Raw genomic sequence first — 21,917 nt, forward strand, 5'->3', positions numbered from 1 at the left:
GATCAACACGCCCTAGAAATGTTGTTTTCTAGTCTGTCTAAACCATAGGTTCATGGCTCCGAGTTATGTTCTGAACTGCTCAATTTCTTAACCGAGCATAAGAGTGATTTCGAAGAAAAGTTAATCCCTGATCTGTCATACATCGATGATATGGCACATGTGGTGAACGGTATCAAAATCAAAGGCGTTCTCCACATCAATGCGAATCAATACCGACTTCAATATTCGTTTGATTGGGAGCTGTTTCTAGGCTGTTCAGATAGAAACGAAACCGGTGTAGAGAATGGAAGTGTTCTATTCACTCTTGAGGACGATAACGTTCTTAATATCAACTTCCCAAAATACGGTTCTCGAGATACTAGCGATGAGCTCTAGTCGGTTCTTCGTGGGTGCTATACAGAAGGAACAACAATGATAACTATCGAAAGGCTTGAAGATTCACATGTGGCGTTAGTTCAGGCCATCCAACTCGCCGATGAACAGGTTAAGTTCGCTGGTACAGCTGCAGAGTTTTTATTAGACGGCAGTGAAACGACGCACTTGCACGTGATTAAGTCTGATAACGAAGTTGTGGGTTTCTTTAAGCTGGATATCGCTTACGCAGAGCACTACGAATTCTGCCCTGAAGGAAGCATTGGCTTGAGAGCTTTTGTGCTTGATAAAAACCAGCAAGGTAAAGGTTTAGGAACAGGCACGGTGAAGGCTTTGTTTCCGTATTTAAAAGCGAATTACTCAGCGTATGAGTCGATTTACTTAACTGTGAATTGCAAAAATCCGGCAGCATTCAACTGTTATAAGAAAGGCGGCTTCGAAGATATCAATCAACAGTATCTAGGTGGCGCAGCAGGCCCGCAATTTATCATGCGCGGTCGAATTGCTTAGTAATAAATTATTGATGAGAAACACCTGCACAGCTGTATGCAGGTTGAGAGTCTTAAAGAACACGAGAAGGAAATTTGATGAAGGTTCAATATCTTGAAGTGGTTACCCCAGAGGTCGATGTCGTTTGTGCAACATACGCTCAGCTCTACAACGTGAAATTCAGTGGTGCAGATGTGAACCTTGGTGGGGCGCGCACTGCAAAGCTATCTAATGGCGGGGTAATTGGCATTCGAGCACCGCTTCGTGAAACTGAAGAACCAACTGTTCGTCATTACACGTTGGTTGAGGATATTCAGTCTGCAGTAAATGCCGCCGAGAAACTAGGCGCCGAAGTTGCGGTGCCGCCAATGGAGTTACCACGTCACGGGATGTGTGCCATTGTCATTCAAGGTGGCGTCGAGCTCGGATTCTGGCAGTTATAAATGATGTATACCTTTTAGATTGTGACGGACGAGATACTACGATTTATGATGCGACACCTAGTGTCTTTACCTGCTTCATGGCATCATTCCACGCAGCTAAAACCCCAACAAGGTATGTTATGAAACAGAATATTGTCCACATTGCACTCGTGGTAAAAGACTACGATGAAGCGCTTGATTTCTATGTAAACAAGCTTAAGTTTGATCTCATCGAAGACACGTATCTGCCAGAAGAAGATAAGCGCTGGGTTGTTGTTGCTCCACCAAATTCAACCGGTGTGAGCCTGTTACTTGCTAGAGCTTCCAAGCCAGAGCAACTCGATTTCATCGGCAACCAAGCTGGTGGACGCGTATTCCTATTCTTAAACACCGATGACTTCTGGCGTGATTACGAACGTATGACGTCTTTGGGCATTAACTTTGTCCGAGAGCCTAAAGAGCAAGGCTACGGCACCGTTGCTGTGTTTGAAGATCTTTACGGTAACTTGTGGGATCTGCTTCAGTTAAATCCTGAACACCCTATGGCTAACAGGTAGATAAGCTTAGCCCACAACCATCGGGTGTTGCGTATTACAAAATGTCGGTTCATTGGGAGTAACGCTTCTTTGTCGCTAGGTTAACCCTCCGCACCGCTCAATCATCAACTTAAGTTAAGGAAGCTTATCGTGGAAGAAATCAAAGGCATTCTGCAATTCATGGTCGAAATTGAACAATTAAAGGATGTTCATCGACAGACGAAACCAGTTGGATTGGACCGATATGAAAACTCGGCCGAGCACAGTTGGCACGTCTGTTTGAGCGCTCTTATGTTGAAAGACTATGCCAATGAAGAAATCGATATTACCCGAGTAATGAAGATGTTGCTGATTCATGACCTTGGGGAAATCGATGCGGGAGATACCATCATTTATGCCAGTGAAACCGAAGAAAACAAGCTCAAAGAGAGAAACTGCGTCGAGCGCTTGCTGAAATCATTGCCGAGCCATTCAAGAAGCGAGTATTTGGATTTATGGCTTGAGTTCGAAGCCGGTGAGTCACCGGAAGCTAGATTTGGTAAGGCGATCGATAGAGTGCCGCCTTTGCTTCATAACATCCATGGTGGTGGTCATAGCTGGAAGAAGCACAACATATCCAAAGACAAAGTCCTGACCTTCAATGGCGAGCGTATTTCTAAAGGCAGTCGTGCCTTATGGAAAGAGCTAGAAGTGCAGCTTGAAGGTGCTGCGGACAAAGGGCTATTAAAGTAAAAGTTAATTTCGTACCTAAGCGTAACAATAGCTTTAGCTGTTCAATGAGGGAAATCTCGATGGCAACTGATTCAAGATGCATGGCACTTACCTTGTGTCTCATTTCTTTCAAATAAAGATCTAGTGGACAACAATAAGTTCGAGAACCGAGTGATAAGTTGTTAGTATGCATCAACTTTATAAATATTGGTTGGCTTATATAAATGCTTGATAATAAGTATATTAAACATCCTTATCACTGCGAACAGTGTAACGCACTTACCCCGCACCTTGCTGTTAACGCTTCCGATGCTGAATCTAAAGCGGACACTGAATCTGAAAAGAAACAATGGAAGCTAGGCGTGTTGATGGAGTACCTGATGACGTTATTGTTTAAAGGTGACCATAATGTTCCCGGTTTTTATGTCGACAGTGATTACGAATACCAGTGTGAAAAGTGTGGGACTAAGTCGTGGCACTGATTGGGGATGAAAATTTGATTCAACCTTAATTTTTTGAGCTCTAACCCCGAAATCAACTCGCTTAAAGAACTCGTTTGCTTTAAGAATTAGTGAGTTTCAGTCAGGCGTATTATTCCAATTTTGTTATAGAGGACAAACGAGTGACATACCCAAAAGCTTTAAATATTGGTGACAAAATCGGATTTTTCTCACCGTCATCGCCCGCAACGGTCTTTGCACCTAATCGATTTGCTCGTGCTAAACGTTATTTGGAAAAGCAGGGCTTCATTCTAGTTGAAGGTTTGTTAACTGGAGAGTCAGAAGGGTATCGTTCTGGTTCCATTCAAGCGCGAGCCGAAGAACTCAATCAGCTCATTCGAGATCCTGACGTGCGCTGCATTATGTCGACCATTGGTGGTAACAACAGTAACTCACTGTTGTCATACATCGATTATGATGCCCTTAGAGACGACCCTAAGATCATCGTCGGCTATTCAGATGCCACAGCATTACTGTTAGGCATCTACGCCAAAACTGGATTGGTGACTTTTTATGGCCCTGCACTTGTTGCGTCATTTGGTGAGTTCCCGCCATTAGTCGACGAAACCTTCCAATCGTTTACTGACATCTTATGCTCGGATTCAAGCCAACATCAGTACACGATGCCTGAGAGTTGGACGGACATTAAACACGATTGGGAAACTCAAGACTCTGCAAAGCCAGTTTACAATAACGAATGGCACTTCATGGGAAGAGGTCAAGTAAGCGGTCGCGTGATTGGCGGCAACCTGAGTACGATGGCCGGGATTTGGGGCAGCGAATACATGCCAGAAATTCAGTCTGGCGATATTCTGCTTATTGAAGATTCACTAAAAGGCATTGAAGCGGTCGAGCGTTCATTCGCGCACTTATTGGCTTGCGGAGTATTCGATAAAGTAGGCGCTATTGTACTCGGCAAACATGAGTTGTTTGATGACAAAGGGACAGGGCGAACACCACTCGATGTACTTCTTGAAGTGCTGAACGGTAAAAATGTCCCGATCCTGTATGGCTTCGACAGTTGTCACACCCATCCCATGCTAGTCACGCCACTAGGTGTGCAAGGCACTATTGATTTTGATGACCAAACATTCAAGCTTCAAAGCCAATGGTTAGCGTCGAGTTAACCTAAACTGATGATAATAAGACGCATTAGAAAAGTGATCCTCTCTGCAAACTGAGAATCGAATCGCGTCTATACTGACATGGGTTACGTCGCTGATTTTAGAAGTGGCGCTATGAATGTAAGTTTGATTAGGTTAAATCTCTGAGGTGACGATGAAAAAATTACTACCACTATGCGCCATTTTACTCTCTGCATCATTTTTAGCTGCGGCTTCTGATGGTTTGATTAAATACCAAAGTAATTACTCAGTGAAAGAGACCGCTGACCGCTTTGAAGAACTCGCTATAAGCAAAGGTTTGACATTGTTTGCGCGAATTGACCATCAGAAAAACGCGAGTAAGGTCGATCTTGAATTGAGACCAACGGAAGTCATCATCTTTGGTAACCCGAAAGTAGGGACACCATTAATGCAATGTGCTCAAGAAGTCGCGATAGATTTACCGCAGAAGGTGTTAGTCACTGAAGATTCAAATAAGAAAGTATGGTTGTCTTACAACGATCCTAATTACTTGGTAGAGCGTCACGCGATCAATGGCTGTGACGAGGTCGTTAAGAAAGTATCGGGTGTACTAAGCAAGCTATCAGAAGCGACAGTGGCGAAAAAGAAAGCGAAATAACCAAGACCAATTAGCACTCATTAAGACTATTAATGGGTGCGACTTGACGAGGATATAGCTTCCCAATCAACGTTTGGCTGCATTGACAACTAAGCAACAATATATAAAAGTAGTTTTATGAAACTGAATTTAGCGCCATCTAACCAACGAATTATCATCATTCCATAAGAATGGTGGGATTGTTGATGCGCTTTGTTTATCGAACCCACCCGTAAGGTGGGTTTTTTGTCGCTGTCTTATGGGTTTTATCTGAATAGAGGAAGTCATATGAAAAAGATCGCGGTTTTTGGTAAGCCTGGGAGTGGAAAGTCCACAGTCAGGAAGGCGTTAGCACTAGCTACAGGGATAGAGCTTCACCAGTTGGACTCTATTGTTTACAAGGCCAACGGAGAGTTTGTTGAACGTGAAGTATTTGAGGAGGCTCATGAGAGCATACTTAAGTCAGAAAGCTGGATCATCGATGGTTTTGGCCCTCTAGGCTCGTTCAACACGCGTTTAGATGCAGCTGATACCTTGGTTTATATCGACATTCCTTATTCAACTAGCTACTGGTTTGTAACCAAGAGAATGCTCAAAGGTTTATTTGTTAAACCTGAAGGCTGGCCTGCTGGAAGCTCAGTGATAAAAGGCACGATACAAAGCTATAAGACACTACAACTGTGTCCTAAATTTTGGAATGACGACTTTAGAGCGCAGTTAGAATTGCGCGCTAAAGAGAAAGAGGTTTACATCATCAGAAGCGTGACTGAATTGAATAACTTTGTTCACCAACACTTCACTTAACAGTCGAGAGTTTACTTTTCTTTAAAACGCTCTTACTTACTCATAACTTCATGAAAATATTTAGATTTAACTCTACGTGTGGCATATTTGCCATATGTTTAGTTTGTGCTTTGAGTTAAGGAGATAGATATTATGTATGGAAGTGAGAAGACGAGAGCGTTCTGTAGTAACTGTAAGGAACTGACACTGCACAAGTACACTATGTTCAGTAACCAAGCCGAAAAAGCGCCACAACATGAAAAGAAGCCAGGGTTGCTTGGAATGATTTTATCGTCGCTAGCTTCAAGTGGCGGAAACGGTGACTATAAATGTACAAAGTGTGGAACCAATTTACGTACACCGGACAACCTTGATTAGCCCTTAATCTACTTAATACTTCAACATTCTTCTGTTTCAATTATCCGTTTTTATTTGATAATAATTCAAATTATACCGTGTTTTTCATTGAATGAACTTCCAGTATCCTATGCGAATAGTTAATTATTGGGCATTCAAATGACACAGTATCAGTTCCAACAAGGGCCTATTCGTCCACCTTCAGAAGCGGATAGCTTATTGATTCGTACCACCCAAGGTTGTCCTTGGAACAAATGTAAATTCTGTACGCTGTTTGAGGGGATGGAGTTTGCAATTCGTCCCGTTGAAGAGATTAAGAAAGACATTTGGGCTGCGAAAGCATTCTATAAGAACCGTAAATTTGAGACCTGTTTTCTGCAAGACGGTGATTCATTCACTATGGATACCGAAGACTTGCTGGATGTGTTGAATACACTCAAACAAGCCTTCCCAGAGTTAAAGCAGATCAGCTCTTATGGACGAGCGCAAAGCATGACTAAGAAGTCGCCTGAAGAGATGAAAGCCATCTGTGATGCAGGGCTCAACATGCTTTATTGCGGTATGGAATCGGGTTCTATTGATGTTCTCAAATTGATGAAAAAAGGCATTACTCCGAAATCTATTTTGAAATCGACCGAATACGCGAAGCAAGCGGGTATGAAGATGATGACCTTCATTATCCTTGGCTTGGGTGGTAAAGAATATTCGGCGCAGCATGTTGAAGAAACGGCGGCCTTACTTAACCAAATCAACCCAGATGAAATACGCATTCTGTCGCTTGCTGTGAAGCCTGGAACCGAATTGGATGAACTGGTGCAGAATGGAGAGTTCACGCCACTTAGCGAACGTGAAATGCTTGAAGAACAATATCAATTGATCAGTAAACTAAACCGCGTGACGGGCAACTATGGTAACTATCACGGTATTAATTTGTTGATGGAACTGAACGGACAGCTGCCACAGGATAAAGCGAAGTTCTTAGCGACAATAGACCGTTTCAATATGATGAGTGAGAATGACCAGAATAACTTTATCTTGGGACGTCGCATTCATTACTACGCCGCATTGAAAGACATGGATAACCAACTTATGTACGATTCTGTACAAAGAGAGCTTAATCGCATTCAAAAGCAAAATCCCGATGAACTCGACAATGTGTTTTACCAACTCCGTCAACGCATGATCTAGCAGCAAGGACTAATAACATGAATAACCTCGTTAACTGGCAAATCAGAAATGAAAATCCGGAACATCGGTCTTTGGAAAACGGCGTGCTGACGATGCAAGTGCAAGAGGGCAATATCTTTGGTGCGGGTTCAGCTGATGTTGATAATATCTTCGTTCATCCAGTATCTAGCTCGGATTACAGCACAGAAGTGACGGTTCAATTAGATCCAAACCTCGCATTTGAACAAGCTGGGTTAGGTATTTACTGGGATAACGACAACTACATTAAAGTGAGCAAAGAGATGTTCATGGGCGAGCGTTCATTGGTGTTCGTTGTAGAACAAAATGGTCAGCCACAGATCAAGGAACGTCTGTTGTTTAGTGAATCTAGTGTGTCGGTAAAGCTCGTCAAACAAGGCGGAAAAGTCAGCGCTCATTTCCGCCCGTTAGAAAAACAACAATGGCAGGAAGTGATCACGTTTGATTCGTTAGTAGGCAGTGAACAGGGTGTGATGCTTTATACGTTCAGTGGCAGTAAGGCGACGCCTAATTTCGCCAAATTTAGTGGCTTCAGTTTGTCTGACGCCTAATAATTTGTCTTACGCTGAATAAGCTTGCTTAGCGTATAAAAAAACGGACCGATATTGCTACCGGTCCGTTTTTAAATTCTTCAAGTCAAAGCGCTTATGCACAACACTTCTTGTATTTTTTACCGCTGCCGCAAGAACATGGATCGTTACGGTTAGGGGTCTTTTCAAACGTCATCGTTTTTGGCTTGTTCAGTAGAGTATCAAGCTCGATGGTGTTCTCTTCTTTGTCTGCGTCGACTGTAACAGTAACGAAGATAGAATTTTCAGCGGCTAGCGCTTCAACTTCTGCTTTGCGCGCTTCAGTTTGAACCATTACTGCGATTGGAGATTCTTCAGTACCCGCTTTCACATCGCGGTTTACGTTGTAGCCAGCAAGAACGTGGTTCTGTCTTGTTTCGATACGGCCTTTGAAAAATAGTTTCGACATTGGGTACTCATTAAAAATGTTGAATGGCGCTATTTTTAACGACGATAGCGCAATGGAGCGGGGATTATACGCATATATTGCAATTGATAAAGCAGTGATGTGAACAAAGGCTGTTTGGTTATTGTTTGCTAGTAACGGTTTGCTCTCTAGCATTGTTCGGATTGGACTAATTTTCAAATTCAAGACAATAAGATTTCCCTAAATAGGCTTATGAATGATAAATTCAAATTATTAATCGAAACAAAGAGATAGTGTATGAAGTTAGATGCCATCCTGTGGGATTACGATGGAACCTTAGTCAATTCCGTTCCAAAGAATATCGCAATCACAAAAGACATTATCTCTTTAGTCGCGCCACACTTGTCAGGCGACAACTTACCTAAATATTTGCTTAGCGAAGCGCTTTATCATGAAGCCAACCACGGGGCTAAAAACTGGCAAGCCTTATATATCGACTATTACGGCTTATCACACGATGAAATGTTGATCGCTGGTGGAATGTGGGCAGAGCATCAAGAGAAAAACCAAACAGCCGTCGCCTTGTTTGAAGGAATGGAAACCGTGGTTAATCAGTTTGCTCATCTTCCTCATGGGATCTGCTCTCAAAACTCTCAATTGAATATTCGTGGTGTGCTCGACAGTTATGGCATCGGCGATTTGTTTAAATCGGTAGTGGGTTATGACGATGTTTCGAACGGCAACCAAAAACCCCATCCATTTGGTGGTGTGAAATGTGTCGAGAACATATTTGGCGCCGATCCGACTAACGAGCTTTGTTTGATGTACATCGGTGACCATGAAGCGGACACACAGTTTGCTCGCAATATTGAAGCCGCGCTGGGTAAAAACGCAAAAGTTATTGCCGTTGCAGCAGGTTATAGCCGATCGAAACCTGAAAATTGGCAAACCAAGCCCGATTACATTGCTAACAGTGTCGATGATCTTTTAACGATCATTAGCAAGTACGCATAACGAAGCAGACATTTAAAAATCACCACACGTAAATAACTTTAAGGAAGAATAATGACACCAAAACAAGTGGTATTGGGATTTTGGGATGCAATGCGCAGTAATGATTTTGCAAAGGCAGGTGAATGGCTAACCGCAGATTTTGAAGGCTATTGGCCGCAGTCGTCTGAATTGACGTTAGGGCGCGACAACTTCACTGCAATCAACTCTGAATATCCAGCCAATGGTGTTTGGAAGTTCACGCTCAATTCGATTGTCTGTGAAGGTGATACGGTAGTAACGGACGTTTCGGTCACTGACAGTGTGTTGAAAGGCCGAGTGATCACCTTTCACACGGTTGTTGATGGTTTAATTCAAAAGCAAACTGAGTTTTGGCCAGAACCATTCGAAGCGCCGGCGTGGCGATCGCAGTGGGTTCAGGTTGTGTCGAGTAATTAGTTTGTGTCGATACGATCAGTTTGTATCGAACAATCAGGTTGCACAGAAAAAGTAAACATTAGGAGGTTTCATTGAACAAGGTAGTGATTGTAACCGGCGGAAGCCGAGGTATTGGCGCAGCGACGTCTAAATTGTTGGCCAGTCAAGGCTATGCTGTATGCGTTAACTTCATACACAATGAGTCGCGAGCTGAAGATCTAGTGAATGAGATTCGCGAACAAGGCGGAACCGCGATTAGTGTGCGTGCGGATGTGTCTGTTGAATCGGACGTGAAATCTTTATTTGAGATTGCTCGTAATAAGCTAGGTCCAGTGACGCACTTGGTCAATAATGCCGGGATCTTGTTTACCCAGTCACCGTTGGTTGATATTGAATTGGATCGCTTTGAAAAGGTGATGAAATCCAACGTATCAAGCTGCTTTCTGTGCAGTAAAGCCTTTATCAAACAAGCCGATGGCGCGGGTTCGATTGTGAATGTATCGTCTGCCGCTTCTCGTACTGGCGCACCGTTTGAGTATGTGGATTACGCAGCATCGAAAGGTGCGATGGATTCACTCACCAAAGGCTTATCGCTTGAATTAGCTTCACGCAATATCCGAGTGAATGGCGTAAGGCCAGGTTGTATTTATACTGAGATGCATGCAGACGGCGGAGAGCCAGATCGCGTAGACAGACTAGCTTCGCAGTTACCGTTACAACGAGGTGGCACACCAGAAGAAGTCGCGAACTCTATCGCGTGGTTATTATCAGACGAAGCTTCGTATGTCACCGGCTCGTTTATTGATATTGCAGGCGGTCGATAGGGCACGTTTGCCTTTACACTAATATAAACAAGTTATAACCATCAACACGCAACAAAAGTACCTAACTAAAAGAACGAAACTAAGAGTACAACCATGAAAAACTATTTTGAAAGCCCGTTTGTTGGAAAGTCACTCAAAGAACAAGTGACCAACCCGAACATCATCGTGGGCGAGCACAGCTATTACTCGGGTTACTACCATAACCACAGCTTTGATGACTGTGCGCGTTACCTATTACCGGATAGAACCGACATCGATAAGCTGATCATTGGCAGCTACTGCTCGATTGGTTCTGGCGCCGTGTTTATGATGGCGGGCAACCAAGGCCACCAAAACCAGTGGGTGAGTACCTTCCCGTTTTTCTATCAAGACGATGAGAAGTTTGAAGGTGCGATAGACGGCTTTGAACGCTCTGGTGATATCGTGATTGGTAACGACGTGTGGATTGGCACAGAAGCCATGATCATGAGTGGTGTTAAGGTTGGTGACGGAGCCATCATCGCAAGTCGAGCGGTTGTGACTAAAGATGTCGCGCCATACTCGATTGTCGGTTCAAACCCAGCACGCCATATCCGTTATCGTTTCAATGAGACTGAAATCGCTCAGTTGCTAGAAATGAAATGGTGGCAGTGGAGCGAAGAACAGATCAAAGGCGCAATGTCGCTAATGTGTTCTTCAGACATTGGTGGTTTGTACCATTATTGGAAAGGATTCTTGAAGCCTTAAATTGTCGTTCACAGATGAAATGTGAATGGTGAGAACGAGATTAAATTTAACAAATTACTCAATAATCTGATTATGGCAATGCGATTGTGATACGAGTAACTTATTGATTGTAAAGATATTGAATAGTATGGCATGTCGCATTAGCGTGGTGGATGAATTGGAAGGGTATTATGATTAGTTGCAACGATTACGATTATATTGAAATTGTGTGTATGCACCGATACCCAATCAAGTTAACGCTGAAGTCTGGCGAGCAGATTGAATGTGTCGGATTAGATACTCAACGCAATGATAGCCGTGAAGAGTGCATTAAGGTCAGTATTCAAGGTTTAGAACAACTTGTCGTACTCACAGACCTTTCCACACTAGAAGTTTGTGTCGACAACCCTCATTTTCAGCAGATTTCATTCAAAACGTCATAGGCTTTCAAATGAATAACACCATAGAACAATGCTATTGCACCGCATGCCGAGAAGATACACAGCACGTTGTGGTGTTGGTCAGAAAGACGAGTGCGTTTGCAGACAAACCTAACCAAAAGCGAAGTGAGTTTTGGGCAGGCATGATAAAAGGTTGGTTCCTTGGCCCGTTTGTCGCGTCAATGGATGAGTTTTCTCGTCACCTTGTCTGTGAAAAATGTGGCCATAAAGAGATACAAGATTAGCATCGTTATCTTATAAAACATTGGATTCAATACGGTTAGATCGTCAATTGGCTTAGGAATAGAACGAATGAAAGTTGAAACGATAGAAGCCGTAAAGGCGTATGGTTTTTCAGTAAGAACCACCAATACCGATGAGATGGACCCAGCAAGAGCCAAGATAGGGCAATTGTGGCAGGGCTTTTTTGACCAAGCATTTCCGAAATTAACACCGGATTCAAAAGTGTATGGCGTTTACACTAACTACGAGTCTGACTTTACGGGTGAGTTTGATGTTATCGCGTGTGCTAATGCGTTAACGGCTCAAGACTTAAATAATCTTATTGAAACCAAGATTGAAGCAGGCAAATATCTGACGTTTTCTGCTGAAGGTGAACTTCCTCAAGCGGTCATCGATCTATGGGGTGAAGTGTGGGCGTATTTCAGCGCTGCTGACTGCCCACATGTGAGAACTTACACGACAGATTTTGAACTATACAAAGGTGAAACTGAAGTCGAGATTTCGATAGCGATTCAGTGATCAGGTTAAAATGAACAAAAGGCTTAGCTTAGACTGTGTTTGCCAGTTAAGAGACAACGGAATCCCAGTTAAGCCTTTGAATATCTGTTCTTTACAAAGAAGATACAGTGTCACGTAACTACTTTAATACCTAGGAATTATCTATTCCAGAATTCCCCTAGATCACCCTAGATACCCTTAAGTCACCCAAAATTCTCTTAAGTTATCCAAAAAGACAATCTTGCTTGGTTTCATTCCACAAAGGGTATTGCTTCATGACTTGGGTGTAGAGCTTACTTTCAAGGTGCGCTTTTAACCAACGTCCTACGTTTTGATATTCCGATTTCACAAACCACTTCTTTTCGACTCGCACAAACTGACTGACGAAAGGCATCACCGCAAAATCGGCCAAGCTTGGGCTTTCTCCAAAAAAGTAGGGCTGATCGGTAAGTCGCACTTCTAACTGCTTAATGAAGGTTTCGCAGGCTTGTCGGCGTTGTTCAACATCGATGTTTCGGTAACGAACCGATGCACGATACCTTTCTAAGTGACCAATAAATTCTTCATCGTTGGTTTTAATGAGCTGCTGAACTTGTTCGCTAAGCGTTGGATTGCTTGAACGCAGAAGATCTTGAGGATCGTTTTGTTGAAGTGACCAGTTCATCACATCCAAGCTCTGTTCAATGACTTGTCCATTGGGTAACACCAATACAGGCACTGTTCCTTTTGGCGAACTGGCCAATAGTTCGCTAGGCTTGTCTTTGGTAACGATTTCTCGAAGTAACACTTTTTGCTGTGATAGTGCGATGCCCATTCGTCCGCGCATTGCATAAGGGCAACGGCGTAAAGAATAAAGGATAGGTAGATCGGATTCGTTCGGCATTATTGAGGTCATTTAGTTTGAAAAGTGTTGTACGGTGGTAAAGAGATCGTGATGTGGGTAGAATACGCGGCTTAAAAATTATAAGTAAGTGAGCGACTTCAAAAATGAGCAGAAAAATTGAGTTATTAGCCCCAGGTGGCGATGTAGAAGCGATAAAAGCCGCCATCGTAGCGGGTGCTAATGCAGTTTATTGTGGTTTAGACACATTCAACGCTCGTAACAGAGCCTCTAACCTGTCGTTAGACGAATTGAATGGTGTGATTCGCCTTGCTCATGAATACGGCTGTGAAGTGTTCCTGACTCTTAACGTTGTGCTACTGGAGCACGAGACTAAGAGCATCACCAAACTGCTGAACCAGCTTGTGAACACCAAAGTGGACGGCATCATTGTTCAAGACTTGGGTTTATTCAACCTGGTTAAGAAGCATTTCCCATCGTTAGACGTTCACGCGTCGACTCAGTTAACTACGCACAACGAAGGTCAGATTAAGTTCTTGTCTAAGATTGGCGCGACGCGCGTTAACTTGTCTCGTGAGTTGAACCTGCCTGAAATCAAGATGCTGACGGAAGTGGCACACGATCACGACGTATTAACCGAAGTGTTCGTACACGGCGCTCTGTGTATCGCATTCTCTGGTCAGTGTTACTCAAGCTCAGTAAGTGTGGGTAACTCAGGTAACCGTGGTCGTTGTAGCCAAGCGTGTCGTGATGAGTACGAAATCACCAACGCGGGCAACAAGTTCCCACTTAACCTGAAAGATAACTCAGCTTACTACGACCTACCTGAATTGGTTGATGCGAAAGTCGACTCATTGAAAGTAGAAGGCCGTATTAAAGGCGCACACTACGTTTACACTGTGGTAGACACATGGCGTAAACAGATTGATAGCTTTGTAGAAAGTGGTTTGTTGATCGAAGACGATTCGAACCTACACAAAGTATTCAACCGTGATTTCACCAACTCTTTCCTAAAGGGCAACCTAACGAAAGACATGTTCATCGATAACCCGCGCGACAACAGCATGAACTACGCTGTTGAAAAAGCGACGGAGCAGAACAACGAAATCTCAGTTGTACAGATTCAAGAAGTGACCAACGAACTTCACCAAGCGAAAGACGTTCTTGGTAACGAAATGCGTGACAAGATCGAGTTCCTTGATATTCGCAAGACACCAGTAGCACTGTCGTTCAGCGCAAAAGTGGGTCAACCATTTACGGTGACTGTGAACACGCCAAAAGAGAACTTTACTCTTCAATCTAAATCGCTATTGAAAGCGGTTGAAGAGAAGGCGATTACTCAAGAGCTACTTGAGAAGCGCTTCAAAAACGTGAAGAGTGCAGTTCACACGCTAGAAAGCCACGACTTCAGTGAAGTGGATGCAGGCTTGTTGATTCCTCTAAAAGAAGTTTCAGACCTAAAAGACGAGATCGACTTCATTCTGAACGGCTCTGTGGAAGTGATTAAGCACGTTGAAGTGCCAGCACTGCCTCAGCACCCTAAAGTGAACGAGAAGCCGACTATGTCGATGCTTATCGCCGATGTAGAAGACTTACACCTGTGTGACGTGACTGACGCGGATGTTTACTTCAAACTTCCAGAAAGCTTCAAGAAGCGTTGTAACAAGTACATCGACATCTTGGCAGCAAACCCACGTTTGATTCCTTGGTTCCCAGCGGTATTGATCGGTAAAGATTACGACGAAGCGGTTCGTATTCTTGAAGAGATCAAGCCAGCTCGCATCGTAACCAACAACACGGGTATTGCTTACAAAGCTTACGAGATGGGTATTGAGTGGGTTGCAGGCCCGTTCATGAACACGACCAACTCTCACGCACTGGTTACTCTGAAAGAAGAGCTGAACTGTGCAGGCGCATTCATTTCGAACGAGATCAACAAAGGTCAGATTCGTCATATTCGTCGCCCAGAGAACTTCAAACTGTTCTACAGCATTTACCACCCAATCTTGATGATGACCAGCCGTCAGTGTTTCTTCCAAAGAACCGTGGGTTGTAACAAGCCAAGCATCGAAGCAGGTTGTATGTTGAAGTGTGAGAAAGCGACCACGATTACCAACGTGAAAGGCATCTCTTTTGCGGTTGATAAACAGAAGGGTGGCTACCCAAGCATTTACAACCACGAGCAGTTCTTGAACCACGACGCAGTAACTGACTTCTCTGGTCTGTTCGACGAGTTCTTCATTGACCTAACCAACATCGGTGCAGGTTCTAAAGAAGTGAAAGACAAAGTTGAGCTTATCAAGCATTTCGAAGCGCTACTGAACGGCGTTGAAGGTTCACAACAGAACCTAGAGCAGATGGTTGAAGTTCGAACTAATGCTCAGTACGTGCAAGGTCTATAGCGTACAAGGTTTATAGGGTTCAATGTCTATGGGCTGTAAGGCTTATAGCTTCTAACGCAAAGAGCGTTCTAGGTTTATAACGCTCAACCGCTTATAAGCACTCTGAACCAATAAACAAAAGGCCACTCAATCGAGTGGCCTTTTTAATGTCTGAAACTTTCTGAAACTTTCTGAATCTTTCTCAACCAACGAATACGTTATTCTGTCACGGCTTCTTGTTTGAAGCATGGGCTTTTCAACGTGTTCATCTTTTCGATTTCATTGGTTAAGCGCAGCGAGAGCAGGGCTTTCTGGTTCGAAGCAAAATCAAACATCACGATAGTCGCAGTGCCAACGGTCGTCAGTTTCTGTTGAGCCTTACTGACAATCGCGTATTCCATGGTGAATCGGTCATCTTGAATATCGGTAACACGTGAGCCGACCATCAAGGTATCTGGATACGTGACTGGGCGGAAATACTTACAGTAAGTGTCACCAAGAACAGGACCAACTTTGGTAATCGCCATCTCTTCCATCAGCTCGACGTGCTTGAAAAAATCTAAGCGAGCGGTTTCGAAATAGCGAAAATATACAGCGTTGTTAACGTGATTGAGTGCGTCCATTTCTCCCCAAGCGACAGGGATTTCTGTTACTACCGGGTAGTCAGATAATAGTGCTTCCATGCGAACTCTCTTATTGTTATCTGTGTAATTAACGTTATTTACTTATCCTTCATCGGAATAAGTTGTTATTGGAATAAAAACCCTACCGCTAAATTAACAAAACTGCAACACGCGTGATTTAAGTTTTTGAAGCTTGAAACCACACAATGTCAGTGACTTAGTTGCACATCCACTCAATGGTTACGCACTAAGGTGTTTGAATTGCAGCTCAACCAAGCGTTGGTACAATTCGCAGCTATTGATGAGAGACTGGTGGTCGCCGATGTCTACTAGTTGTCCTTTATCGAGCACCGCAATTTGGTCGGCGTGTTTAATTGTTGATAATCGATGGGCGATAATGATCGTCGTTCTGCCACGCATTAACTCTTCTAACGCTTGTTGTACGTGATGCTCACTTTCACTGTCTAGTGCGCTGGTTGCTTCATCCAACAATAGAATATTTGGATCTTTCAAGATGGCACGTGCGATAGCAATACGTTGTCTCTGCCCACCAGAAAGCCTTACACCACGTTCACCAAGAAAGCTGTTGTAGCCATCAGGTAGGTTTTGAATGAACTCGTGTGCGTGCGCTTTCTTCGCCGCTTCGATCACTTGCTCGTCTGTTGCCTGCGGGTTGCCGTAGCGAATGTTATGGAACACATCGTTACTGAACAGAGCAGGTTGTTGCGGTACCAATGCCATCTGCTTTCTTAGCTCGTTAGGATCAAACTGATTCAGTTCAACACCGCCTAAGGTGACCTTACCCACTTGTGGGTCGTAGAAACGTTGCAGCAGTTCGAACAGGGTAGTTTTACCTGCGCCAGACGGGCCAACCAGTGCCAACACTTTGCCTTCATGGGCAGTAAGCGTGAGGTTGCTTGTTGCGGGTTGGTCCGGTCTTGATGGATAACAGAAGGTCACATCATCAAATGCAACTTCTGGCGTTACGTTAGCAAGCGAAGTTGGATTCGCAACTGGCGCAACAATATGGCTTTCAACTTGTAGGATCTCGATTAATCGCTCGGTCGCACCTGCCGCGCGTTGCAGTTCACCCATCACTTCAGAAATCGTACCTAACGATGAAGCAACCATAATTGCGTAGAACACAAACGCCGCTAAGTCACCAGCCGACATAGTGCCGTTGATAACATCACTGCCGCCAACCCAAAGCATGCCTGCAATAGCACTAAATACAATCACGATAACGCCAGAAATAAGAATCGCGCGCTGTTTTACACGCTGGCGACCAATCTCATAAGCCTTTTCCACTTCTACCGCGAATGACGCTTTCTCTTGCTCTTCTCGGCTGTAGCTTTGCACCGTTTTAATGTGCTCAATTGCCTCACCTGCGTAAGAACCCACATCAGACATGGAGTCTTGGCTTTGGCGAGATAAAGCTCTTACACGACGCCCATAGACAAGGATCGGAATCAAGATAAATGGCACCGAGGCCAATACAATCAACGTCAGCTTAATATTGGTCGCAAACAGCATGATGATTGCACCAATACACATCAACGCGCTGCGCATCGCCATAGAGAACGATGAACCAATGATACTTTGAAGCAGAGTGGTATCCGTGGTGATGCGCGACATGATGTCGCCACTGCCGTTGGTTTCAAAGTAACTCGGGTGCAGCGTCACGACATGATTGAAAACCGATAAACGAATGTCCGCACTCACACGTTCCCCAACAGAAGAAACCAAATAGAAGCGGAAGAAGGTGCCAATCGAGATCAGCACGACCACCACCATGATGAATTGAATCGCGCTGCCTAAGTCTGACAACGATTGTTGGCTGAAGCCTTGGTCGATAAGAAGACGAATACCGTGTCCGACTGAAAGGGTTAAGCTCGCTGTGAAGATCAACGCGATCAACGCAGCAATAACACGACCTTTATAAGGCTGAATGAATTTACTCAGCTCAAACAAAATACTGAGGCTTTTTTTCTCAGGTTTGGGTTCTGGCGCTTGTTGAGTCGATCGCTGAGTCTGTCGCTGGTTCGAGTCGAGCGTAGAAGAGACATCGTTTTGCATATGACTGCCTTAATGTGTTGTCGCTTTAAAAATAGATGGCTTGTTGCTTGTTGCTTATGGCTAATTGCTTTATGACTTATTGCCTGTACTGCGCGTTGTTCGCTGGGCAGTAATTGTTGTTGAGAATCGAACCCATTAAAGCATTTATTGCGCTGTGACGCTCCCTAGGAAACTCAATTTCCAATATTTCCTCATCACTAAGTGAATAATTCGAAACAACCTTAAAGGAAAACTAAGCATTCTGATCCAGTCAGTTGGATAGGAAACCAAGCTATTTAACCCTAATTTTTATGCAAGTAAATTAGCGTTGATAGGAGAGTGCACACATAAACAAGCAACCGTGCGATGATTTATAAATTGATAGCAAAACGTTTGCTATTTATCTCGATATTAGCTTTATCAATGACTTGTAAGTTTTGGTTGTAAGACCAGTTATAGCGACTGTTTTTTGTGGAATATTTGTTACAAAAATTCAACAAAGTAGTTTTTTATACATTTTTCTTGCATAAAAAATCGGATTGAATAGAATAACCAACAAATGACAATTAATGCAGTATTGTGGCATGAGTATTCAAGTAAAGAGCATCAACAAATCATACGGTGATACCCAAGTTCTTCACGACATCAGTTTCGACTGTGAGAGTGGCGAAACCTTGGTATTGCTTGGCCCAAGCGGCGCGGGCAAGAGTTCATTACTGCGTGTATTGAACCTGCTTGAAATCGCGGACAACGGCGAATTAGACATTGCGAATGAGCAATTCGATTTTTCAAGCCAAATCCAAGAAAAGCAGGGGCTTAAACTTCGTCGTAAAGTCGGCATGGTGTTCCAGCAATACAACTTATGGCCACACATGACGGTGATGGAAAACTTGATTGAAGCACCAATCAAAGTGGCGGGTTTGGATAAGCAAGAAGCGATTAAGCAAGCTCAAGAAGTATTAAAGACACTTCAACTTGCTGACAAAGCAGACGCTTGGCCACTTCAACTGTCTGGCGGTCAACAACAGCGTGTTGCGATTGCACGTGCGCTGATGATGAAACCGGATGTGTTGTTGTTTGATGAACCAACAGCGGCGCTTGATCCTGAGATCACCAACCAAGTCGTGAGCATTATTAAAGAATTGAGCGGAACGGGCATTACCCAAGTGGTCGTGACGCATGAAGTCGATTTCGCGAAGAAGATTGCTAGCCACGTTCTGTACCTAGAGAAAGGGTACATCGTTGAACACGGCACCAGCGATTCATTCGTTAATCCGCAGACACCTGAGTTTGCCGAGTATTTGACTCATTAAGTAAGTCACTTATTAAAAGTAAAGTTGACTCACTAGATTTAGCTAAACACAACATTAATTAAAACAATCAAATTATAAGAATGGCCACAGGCCGCTATTACACGTATTCGGAGTAACAAAATGAAAAAGATTCTACTAGCTTCACTTATCGGCCTTGCTTCTTTCAACGCAGCAGCTCAAGAAGAAATCAAATTCGCAATGGAAGCAACTTACGCACCATTCGAATACATGGATGAGAACAACCAAATCCAAGGTTTTGACGTAGACCTAGCAAACGCACTTTGCGAAGAGATGAAAGCGACATGTACTTTCCACAACCAAGCATTCGATAGCTTGATTCCTGCACTTAAATTCAAACGTTACGATGCGGCTATCTCGGCAATGGACATCACAGAAGCGCGTCTTAAACAAGTGAACTTCTCTAACGCATACTACGATAACTCTGCAGCATTCATTTCTTTCGAAGGCAAAGTAGCAGACCAAGCAGCACTAGAAGGTAAGCGTGTTGGCGTTCAAAACGGTTCTACTCACCAGAGCTTCCTACTTGAGCAAATGACTGGCGTAACAGCGGTACCTTACTCAAGCTACCAAGATGCATTCATCGACATGAAGAACGGTCGTATCGATTCTGTATTCGGTGACACAGCCGTTGTAGCAGAATGGTTCAAGAAAGAAGACAACCTAACGTACGTAGGCGACCAAGTAACAAACCAAGAGTACTTCGGTAACGGCTTTGGTATCGCAGTAAACAAGAGCAACCAAGAACTTGTAGACCAGCTTAACGTTGCACTTGCAGCAGTGAAAGCGAACGGCGAATACGACAAGATCTTCAACAAGTACTTCGGTAAGTAATTTATGGAATTAACGGGTTACTCTTTAGGGCTCGTCGAAGCAAGCTGGATGACTGTTCAGCTTGCGTTCGTAAGCCTATTGGTTGGATTGGTTCTAGCAGTTTTGTTTGCAAGTGGTGAGATGTCTCGTCGTATTGCAATCAAATGGCCAACGACTGCATTTGTGACGATTGTTCGTGGTTTACCAGAAATTCTGGTCGTACTGTTTATCTACTTTGGTTCGACACAAGTTCTGTTCATGATCACTGGCGACTTCATAGAAGTGAGCCCGTTCTTATCTGGTGTTGTTGCACTGTCACTTATCTTTGCTTCTTACGCTTCGCAAACCTTACGTGGTGCATTAAAAGCAGTAAGCAAAGGGCAGAGAGAAGCAGCAAGCGCGCTTGGTATTTCTCAGTCTCGTGCATTCTTTCGTATCGTATTGCCTCAAGCGGTAAGGCACGCACTACCAGGGTTAACCAACCAATGGTTAGTGTTATTGAAAGACACTGCATTAGTTTCGCTGATTGGCGTAACAGATTTGTTGAAACAAGCACAACTAACATCAGCGGCAACGCACGAAGCATTTACTTGGTACGCGACAGCAGCAGCAATCTACTTGGTCATCACTTTAATCACACAAAGATTGGTAAAAGTGATTGATGGTAAGTTCTCTATTCAAGGTTTGGGTAACAAAGGGGCAATGGCATGAATCAACAATACCTCTCTCAAATGCTTGAAGGCTTAGTGACCAGTCTTCAACTCACAGGCACTTCATTGCTTGTTGGTTGTATCTTGTCACTGCTGATGACGGTAACGCTAATCCTAAGAATACCTGCGATTCACTGGTTCACTCGTGGCATCATCACGCTGTTCACTGGCACACCATTGTTGGTTCAAATCTTCTTGGTGTATTACGGCCCGGGTCAGTTCGATTGGATTCGTGAAAGCTTCATGTGGACTTGGTTAAGCCAACCTTGGTTCTGCGCAATGTTAGCATTAGCTTTGAACACCGCGGCATACAGCACGCTACTGTTCAGAGGCGCATTCAACGCCATTCCAGCAGGGCAGTGGGAAGCATGTCGCGCACTTGGTATGGATAAAATCGCAACGCTGAAAGTGTTACTGCCATATGCACTACGCCGCGCCGTTCCAGCTTACTCGAACGAAGTGATTCTAGTTTTCAAAGGTACGTCACTGGCAAGCACCATCACCATCATGGATTTGATGGGTTACGCTCAGCGTATCAACGGCCAAACCTACGACACACTAACGGTGTTCGGTATTGCTGGCGCATTCTACTTAGCAGTAAACGGCATACTAACGCTGATCTTCCGTCAGGTAGAGAAGAAAGCCCTCGCATTCGAAGCCGCGTAAGCTAGCCACACACAAGCTTAACTAACGTATAAAGCCTGCCATTTATGTTCGCATAGATGGCAGGCTTTTTTGTGTTTTGGGGCATGTGTAAGGGGACTGTGTTTATATCCAGTTGGTCGGGGTTTTTACGAAATTCATACTATATGGAAATATTCTACATTCTGTCATTCAATGAGTTTATCTATGTTTTAAGTCACTGAATTGCTGTGATTAATCGTGGTAAATTGCTGTGCATATGAAACTAGATAGAAAATCCTATATTTAAATGCAGAATTTTTCTGTCTAATAGCTGTTATATTACAAAGGCGGTGTTTTTCAAGGTAGT

Annotated in this window: 27 protein-coding genes and 1 pseudogene; 24 read left to right on the plus strand and 4 right to left on the minus strand. The window is 43.8% G+C overall.

Features of this window, described 5'->3' with window-relative positions; genetic code table 11:
• Nucleotides 1-18 precede the first annotated feature (18 nt).
• The 12 genes and pseudogenes from AB4274_RS00140 (at nucleotide 19) to AB4274_RS00195 (ending at nucleotide 7,649) form a co-directional block, all read left to right on the plus strand.
• Nucleotides 19-375, plus strand: a pseudogene (locus tag AB4274_RS00140) (hypothetical protein).
• A gap of 36 nt (nucleotides 376-411) precedes the next feature.
• A complete protein-coding gene (locus AB4274_RS00145; RefSeq protein WP_017070703.1) occupies nucleotides 412-882 on the plus strand; it encodes a GNAT family N-acetyltransferase in 471 nt (156 codons plus the stop codon).
• Nucleotides 883-959: 77 nt separating this feature from the next.
• A complete protein-coding gene (locus tag AB4274_RS00150) occupies nucleotides 960-1,304 on the plus strand; it encodes a VOC family protein (protein ID WP_050649969.1) in 345 nt (114 codons plus the stop codon).
• A gap of 119 nt (nucleotides 1,305-1,423) precedes the next feature.
• A complete protein-coding gene (locus tag AB4274_RS00155) occupies nucleotides 1,424-1,840 on the plus strand; it encodes a VOC family protein (RefSeq protein WP_017061801.1) in 417 nt (138 codons plus the stop codon).
• A gap of 129 nt (nucleotides 1,841-1,969) precedes the next feature.
• A complete protein-coding gene (locus AB4274_RS00160; protein ID WP_102321002.1) occupies nucleotides 1,970-2,551 on the plus strand; it encodes an HD domain-containing protein in 582 nt (193 codons plus the stop codon).
• Between the two features lie 203 nt (nucleotides 2,552-2,754).
• The gene (locus AB4274_RS00165) at nucleotides 2,755-3,012 is read left to right on the plus strand and encodes a hypothetical protein (RefSeq protein ID WP_102393703.1); all 258 of its coding nucleotides are present in this window, start codon (nucleotides 2,755-2,757) and stop codon (nucleotides 3,010-3,012) included.
• 140 nt (nucleotides 3,013-3,152) lie between these two features.
• Complete coding sequence (locus AB4274_RS00170) at nucleotides 3,153-4,157, plus strand: S66 peptidase family protein (protein WP_372110493.1); 1,005 nt, start codon at nucleotides 3,153-3,155, stop codon at nucleotides 4,155-4,157.
• 151 nt (nucleotides 4,158-4,308) lie between these two features.
• Nucleotides 4,309-4,773: a DUF302 domain-containing protein gene (locus AB4274_RS00175; RefSeq protein WP_017061805.1), complete on the plus strand. Its 465-nt coding sequence runs from the start codon at nucleotides 4,309-4,311 to the stop codon at nucleotides 4,771-4,773.
• A 267-nt stretch (nucleotides 4,774-5,040) separates the two neighbouring features.
• Nucleotides 5,041-5,556: an adenylate kinase gene (locus AB4274_RS00180; RefSeq protein ID WP_372110495.1), complete on the plus strand. Its 516-nt coding sequence runs from the start codon at nucleotides 5,041-5,043 to the stop codon at nucleotides 5,554-5,556.
• A 132-nt stretch (nucleotides 5,557-5,688) separates the two neighbouring features.
• Nucleotides 5,689-5,913, plus strand: coding sequence for a hypothetical protein (locus AB4274_RS00185; protein WP_017061807.1), 225 nt, complete (start codon nucleotides 5,689-5,691; stop codon nucleotides 5,911-5,913).
• A 138-nt stretch (nucleotides 5,914-6,051) separates the two neighbouring features.
• Nucleotides 6,052-7,080 (plus strand): radical SAM protein, encoded by a 1,029-nt coding sequence (locus tag AB4274_RS00190; protein ID WP_372110497.1) that lies wholly within the window; start codon nucleotides 6,052-6,054, stop codon nucleotides 7,078-7,080.
• A gap of 17 nt (nucleotides 7,081-7,097) precedes the next feature.
• A complete protein-coding gene (locus AB4274_RS00195; protein ID WP_017061809.1) occupies nucleotides 7,098-7,649 on the plus strand; it encodes a DUF1349 domain-containing protein in 552 nt (183 codons plus the stop codon).
• Nucleotides 7,650-7,743: 94 nt separating this feature from the next.
• Here AB4274_RS00195 and AB4274_RS00200 read toward each other — a convergent pair whose 3' ends face one another.
• Nucleotides 7,744-8,076: a PBPRA1643 family SWIM/SEC-C metal-binding motif protein gene (locus AB4274_RS00200; RefSeq protein ID WP_017063923.1), complete on the minus strand. Its 333-nt coding sequence runs from the start codon at nucleotides 8,074-8,076 to the stop codon at nucleotides 7,744-7,746.
• Nucleotides 8,077-8,331: 255 nt separating this feature from the next.
• Here AB4274_RS00200 and AB4274_RS00205 point away from each other — a divergent pair, with 255 nt between their 5' ends.
• The 7 genes from AB4274_RS00205 (at nucleotide 8,332) to AB4274_RS00235 (ending at nucleotide 12,193) form a co-directional block, all read left to right on the plus strand.
• On the plus strand, nucleotides 8,332-9,048 hold the full coding sequence (locus tag AB4274_RS00205; protein ID WP_372110500.1) for an HAD family hydrolase: 717 nt from the start codon (nucleotides 8,332-8,334) through the stop codon (nucleotides 9,046-9,048).
• A 51-nt stretch (nucleotides 9,049-9,099) separates the two neighbouring features.
• On the plus strand, nucleotides 9,100-9,483 hold the full coding sequence (locus tag AB4274_RS00210; RefSeq protein WP_137001808.1) for a nuclear transport factor 2 family protein: 384 nt from the start codon (nucleotides 9,100-9,102) through the stop codon (nucleotides 9,481-9,483).
• Between the two features lie 71 nt (nucleotides 9,484-9,554).
• Nucleotides 9,555-10,286, plus strand: a complete 732-nt coding sequence (locus tag AB4274_RS00215; protein ID WP_372110503.1) for a glucose 1-dehydrogenase — start codon at nucleotides 9,555-9,557, stop codon at nucleotides 10,284-10,286.
• A 93-nt stretch (nucleotides 10,287-10,379) separates the two neighbouring features.
• Nucleotides 10,380-11,012 (plus strand): type B chloramphenicol O-acetyltransferase, encoded by a 633-nt coding sequence (gene catB, locus AB4274_RS00220; RefSeq protein WP_372110506.1) that lies wholly within the window; start codon nucleotides 10,380-10,382, stop codon nucleotides 11,010-11,012.
• A gap of 170 nt (nucleotides 11,013-11,182) precedes the next feature.
• Complete coding sequence (locus AB4274_RS00225) at nucleotides 11,183-11,434, plus strand: Rho-binding antiterminator (RefSeq protein WP_137001806.1); 252 nt, start codon at nucleotides 11,183-11,185, stop codon at nucleotides 11,432-11,434.
• An 8-nt stretch (nucleotides 11,435-11,442) separates the two neighbouring features.
• Nucleotides 11,443-11,676, plus strand: a complete 234-nt coding sequence (locus AB4274_RS00230) for a hypothetical protein (RefSeq protein WP_372110508.1) — start codon at nucleotides 11,443-11,445, stop codon at nucleotides 11,674-11,676.
• 67 nt (nucleotides 11,677-11,743) lie between these two features.
• The gene (locus tag AB4274_RS00235) at nucleotides 11,744-12,193 is read left to right on the plus strand and encodes a GyrI-like domain-containing protein (RefSeq protein WP_372110511.1); all 450 of its coding nucleotides are present in this window, start codon (nucleotides 11,744-11,746) and stop codon (nucleotides 12,191-12,193) included.
• A 202-nt stretch (nucleotides 12,194-12,395) separates the two neighbouring features.
• Here the strand turns inward: AB4274_RS00235 and AB4274_RS00240 are convergent, their stop codons facing one another.
• On the minus strand, nucleotides 12,396-12,986 hold the full coding sequence (locus AB4274_RS00240) for a glutathione S-transferase (protein ID WP_372110519.1): 591 nt from the start codon (nucleotides 12,984-12,986) through the stop codon (nucleotides 12,396-12,398).
• 173 nt (nucleotides 12,987-13,159) lie between these two features.
• On the opposite strand from AB4274_RS00240, the gene AB4274_RS00245 reads away from it, so the two are divergent.
• Nucleotides 13,160-15,415 carry a peptidase U32 family protein gene (locus AB4274_RS00245; protein ID WP_017063916.1) on the plus strand — a complete coding sequence of 752 codons (2,256 nt, stop codon included), beginning with the start codon at nucleotides 13,160-13,162 and terminating at the stop codon, nucleotides 15,413-15,415.
• Nucleotides 15,416-15,612: 197 nt separating this feature from the next.
• On the opposite strand, the gene AB4274_RS00250 is transcribed toward AB4274_RS00245, so the two are convergent.
• Both AB4274_RS00250 and AB4274_RS00255 read right to left on the minus strand, forming a co-directional pair.
• Nucleotides 15,613-16,077 (minus strand): thioesterase family protein, encoded by a 465-nt coding sequence (locus AB4274_RS00250; RefSeq protein WP_017061819.1) that lies wholly within the window; start codon nucleotides 16,075-16,077, stop codon nucleotides 15,613-15,615.
• A gap of 180 nt (nucleotides 16,078-16,257) precedes the next feature.
• Nucleotides 16,258-18,093, minus strand: coding sequence for an ABC transporter ATP-binding protein/permease (locus AB4274_RS00255; protein WP_017061820.1), 1,836 nt, complete (start codon nucleotides 18,091-18,093; stop codon nucleotides 16,258-16,260).
• Nucleotides 18,094-18,656: 563 nt separating this feature from the next.
• On the opposite strand from AB4274_RS00255, the gene artP reads away from it, so the two are divergent.
• The 4 genes from artP (at nucleotide 18,657) to artM (ending at nucleotide 21,592) form a co-directional block, all read left to right on the plus strand.
• Nucleotides 18,657-19,385 carry an arginine ABC transporter ATP-binding protein ArtP gene (gene artP / locus AB4274_RS00260; RefSeq protein WP_372110514.1) on the plus strand — a complete coding sequence of 243 codons (729 nt, stop codon included), beginning with the start codon at nucleotides 18,657-18,659 and terminating at the stop codon, nucleotides 19,383-19,385.
• A 120-nt stretch (nucleotides 19,386-19,505) separates the two neighbouring features.
• Nucleotides 19,506-20,237, plus strand: coding sequence for a lysine/arginine/ornithine ABC transporter substrate-binding protein (locus AB4274_RS00265; RefSeq protein ID WP_017063913.1), 732 nt, complete (start codon nucleotides 19,506-19,508; stop codon nucleotides 20,235-20,237).
• A gap of 3 nt (nucleotides 20,238-20,240) precedes the next feature.
• Nucleotides 20,241-20,927 carry an arginine ABC transporter permease ArtQ gene (gene artQ, locus AB4274_RS00270; RefSeq protein WP_017061822.1) on the plus strand — a complete coding sequence of 229 codons (687 nt, stop codon included), beginning with the start codon at nucleotides 20,241-20,243 and terminating at the stop codon, nucleotides 20,925-20,927.
• Nucleotides 20,924-21,592 (plus strand): arginine ABC transporter permease ArtM, encoded by a 669-nt coding sequence (gene artM, locus AB4274_RS00275; protein WP_372110516.1) that lies wholly within the window; start codon nucleotides 20,924-20,926, stop codon nucleotides 21,590-21,592. Before artQ ends, artM begins: the two co-directional genes overlap by 4 nt.
• Nucleotides 21,593-21,917 lie beyond the last annotated feature (325 nt).

The organism is Vibrio sp. 10N.261.55.A10, from assembly GCF_041470825.1.
Classification (GTDB): Bacteria; Pseudomonadota; Gammaproteobacteria; order Enterobacterales; family Vibrionaceae; genus Vibrio; species Vibrio crassostreae_C.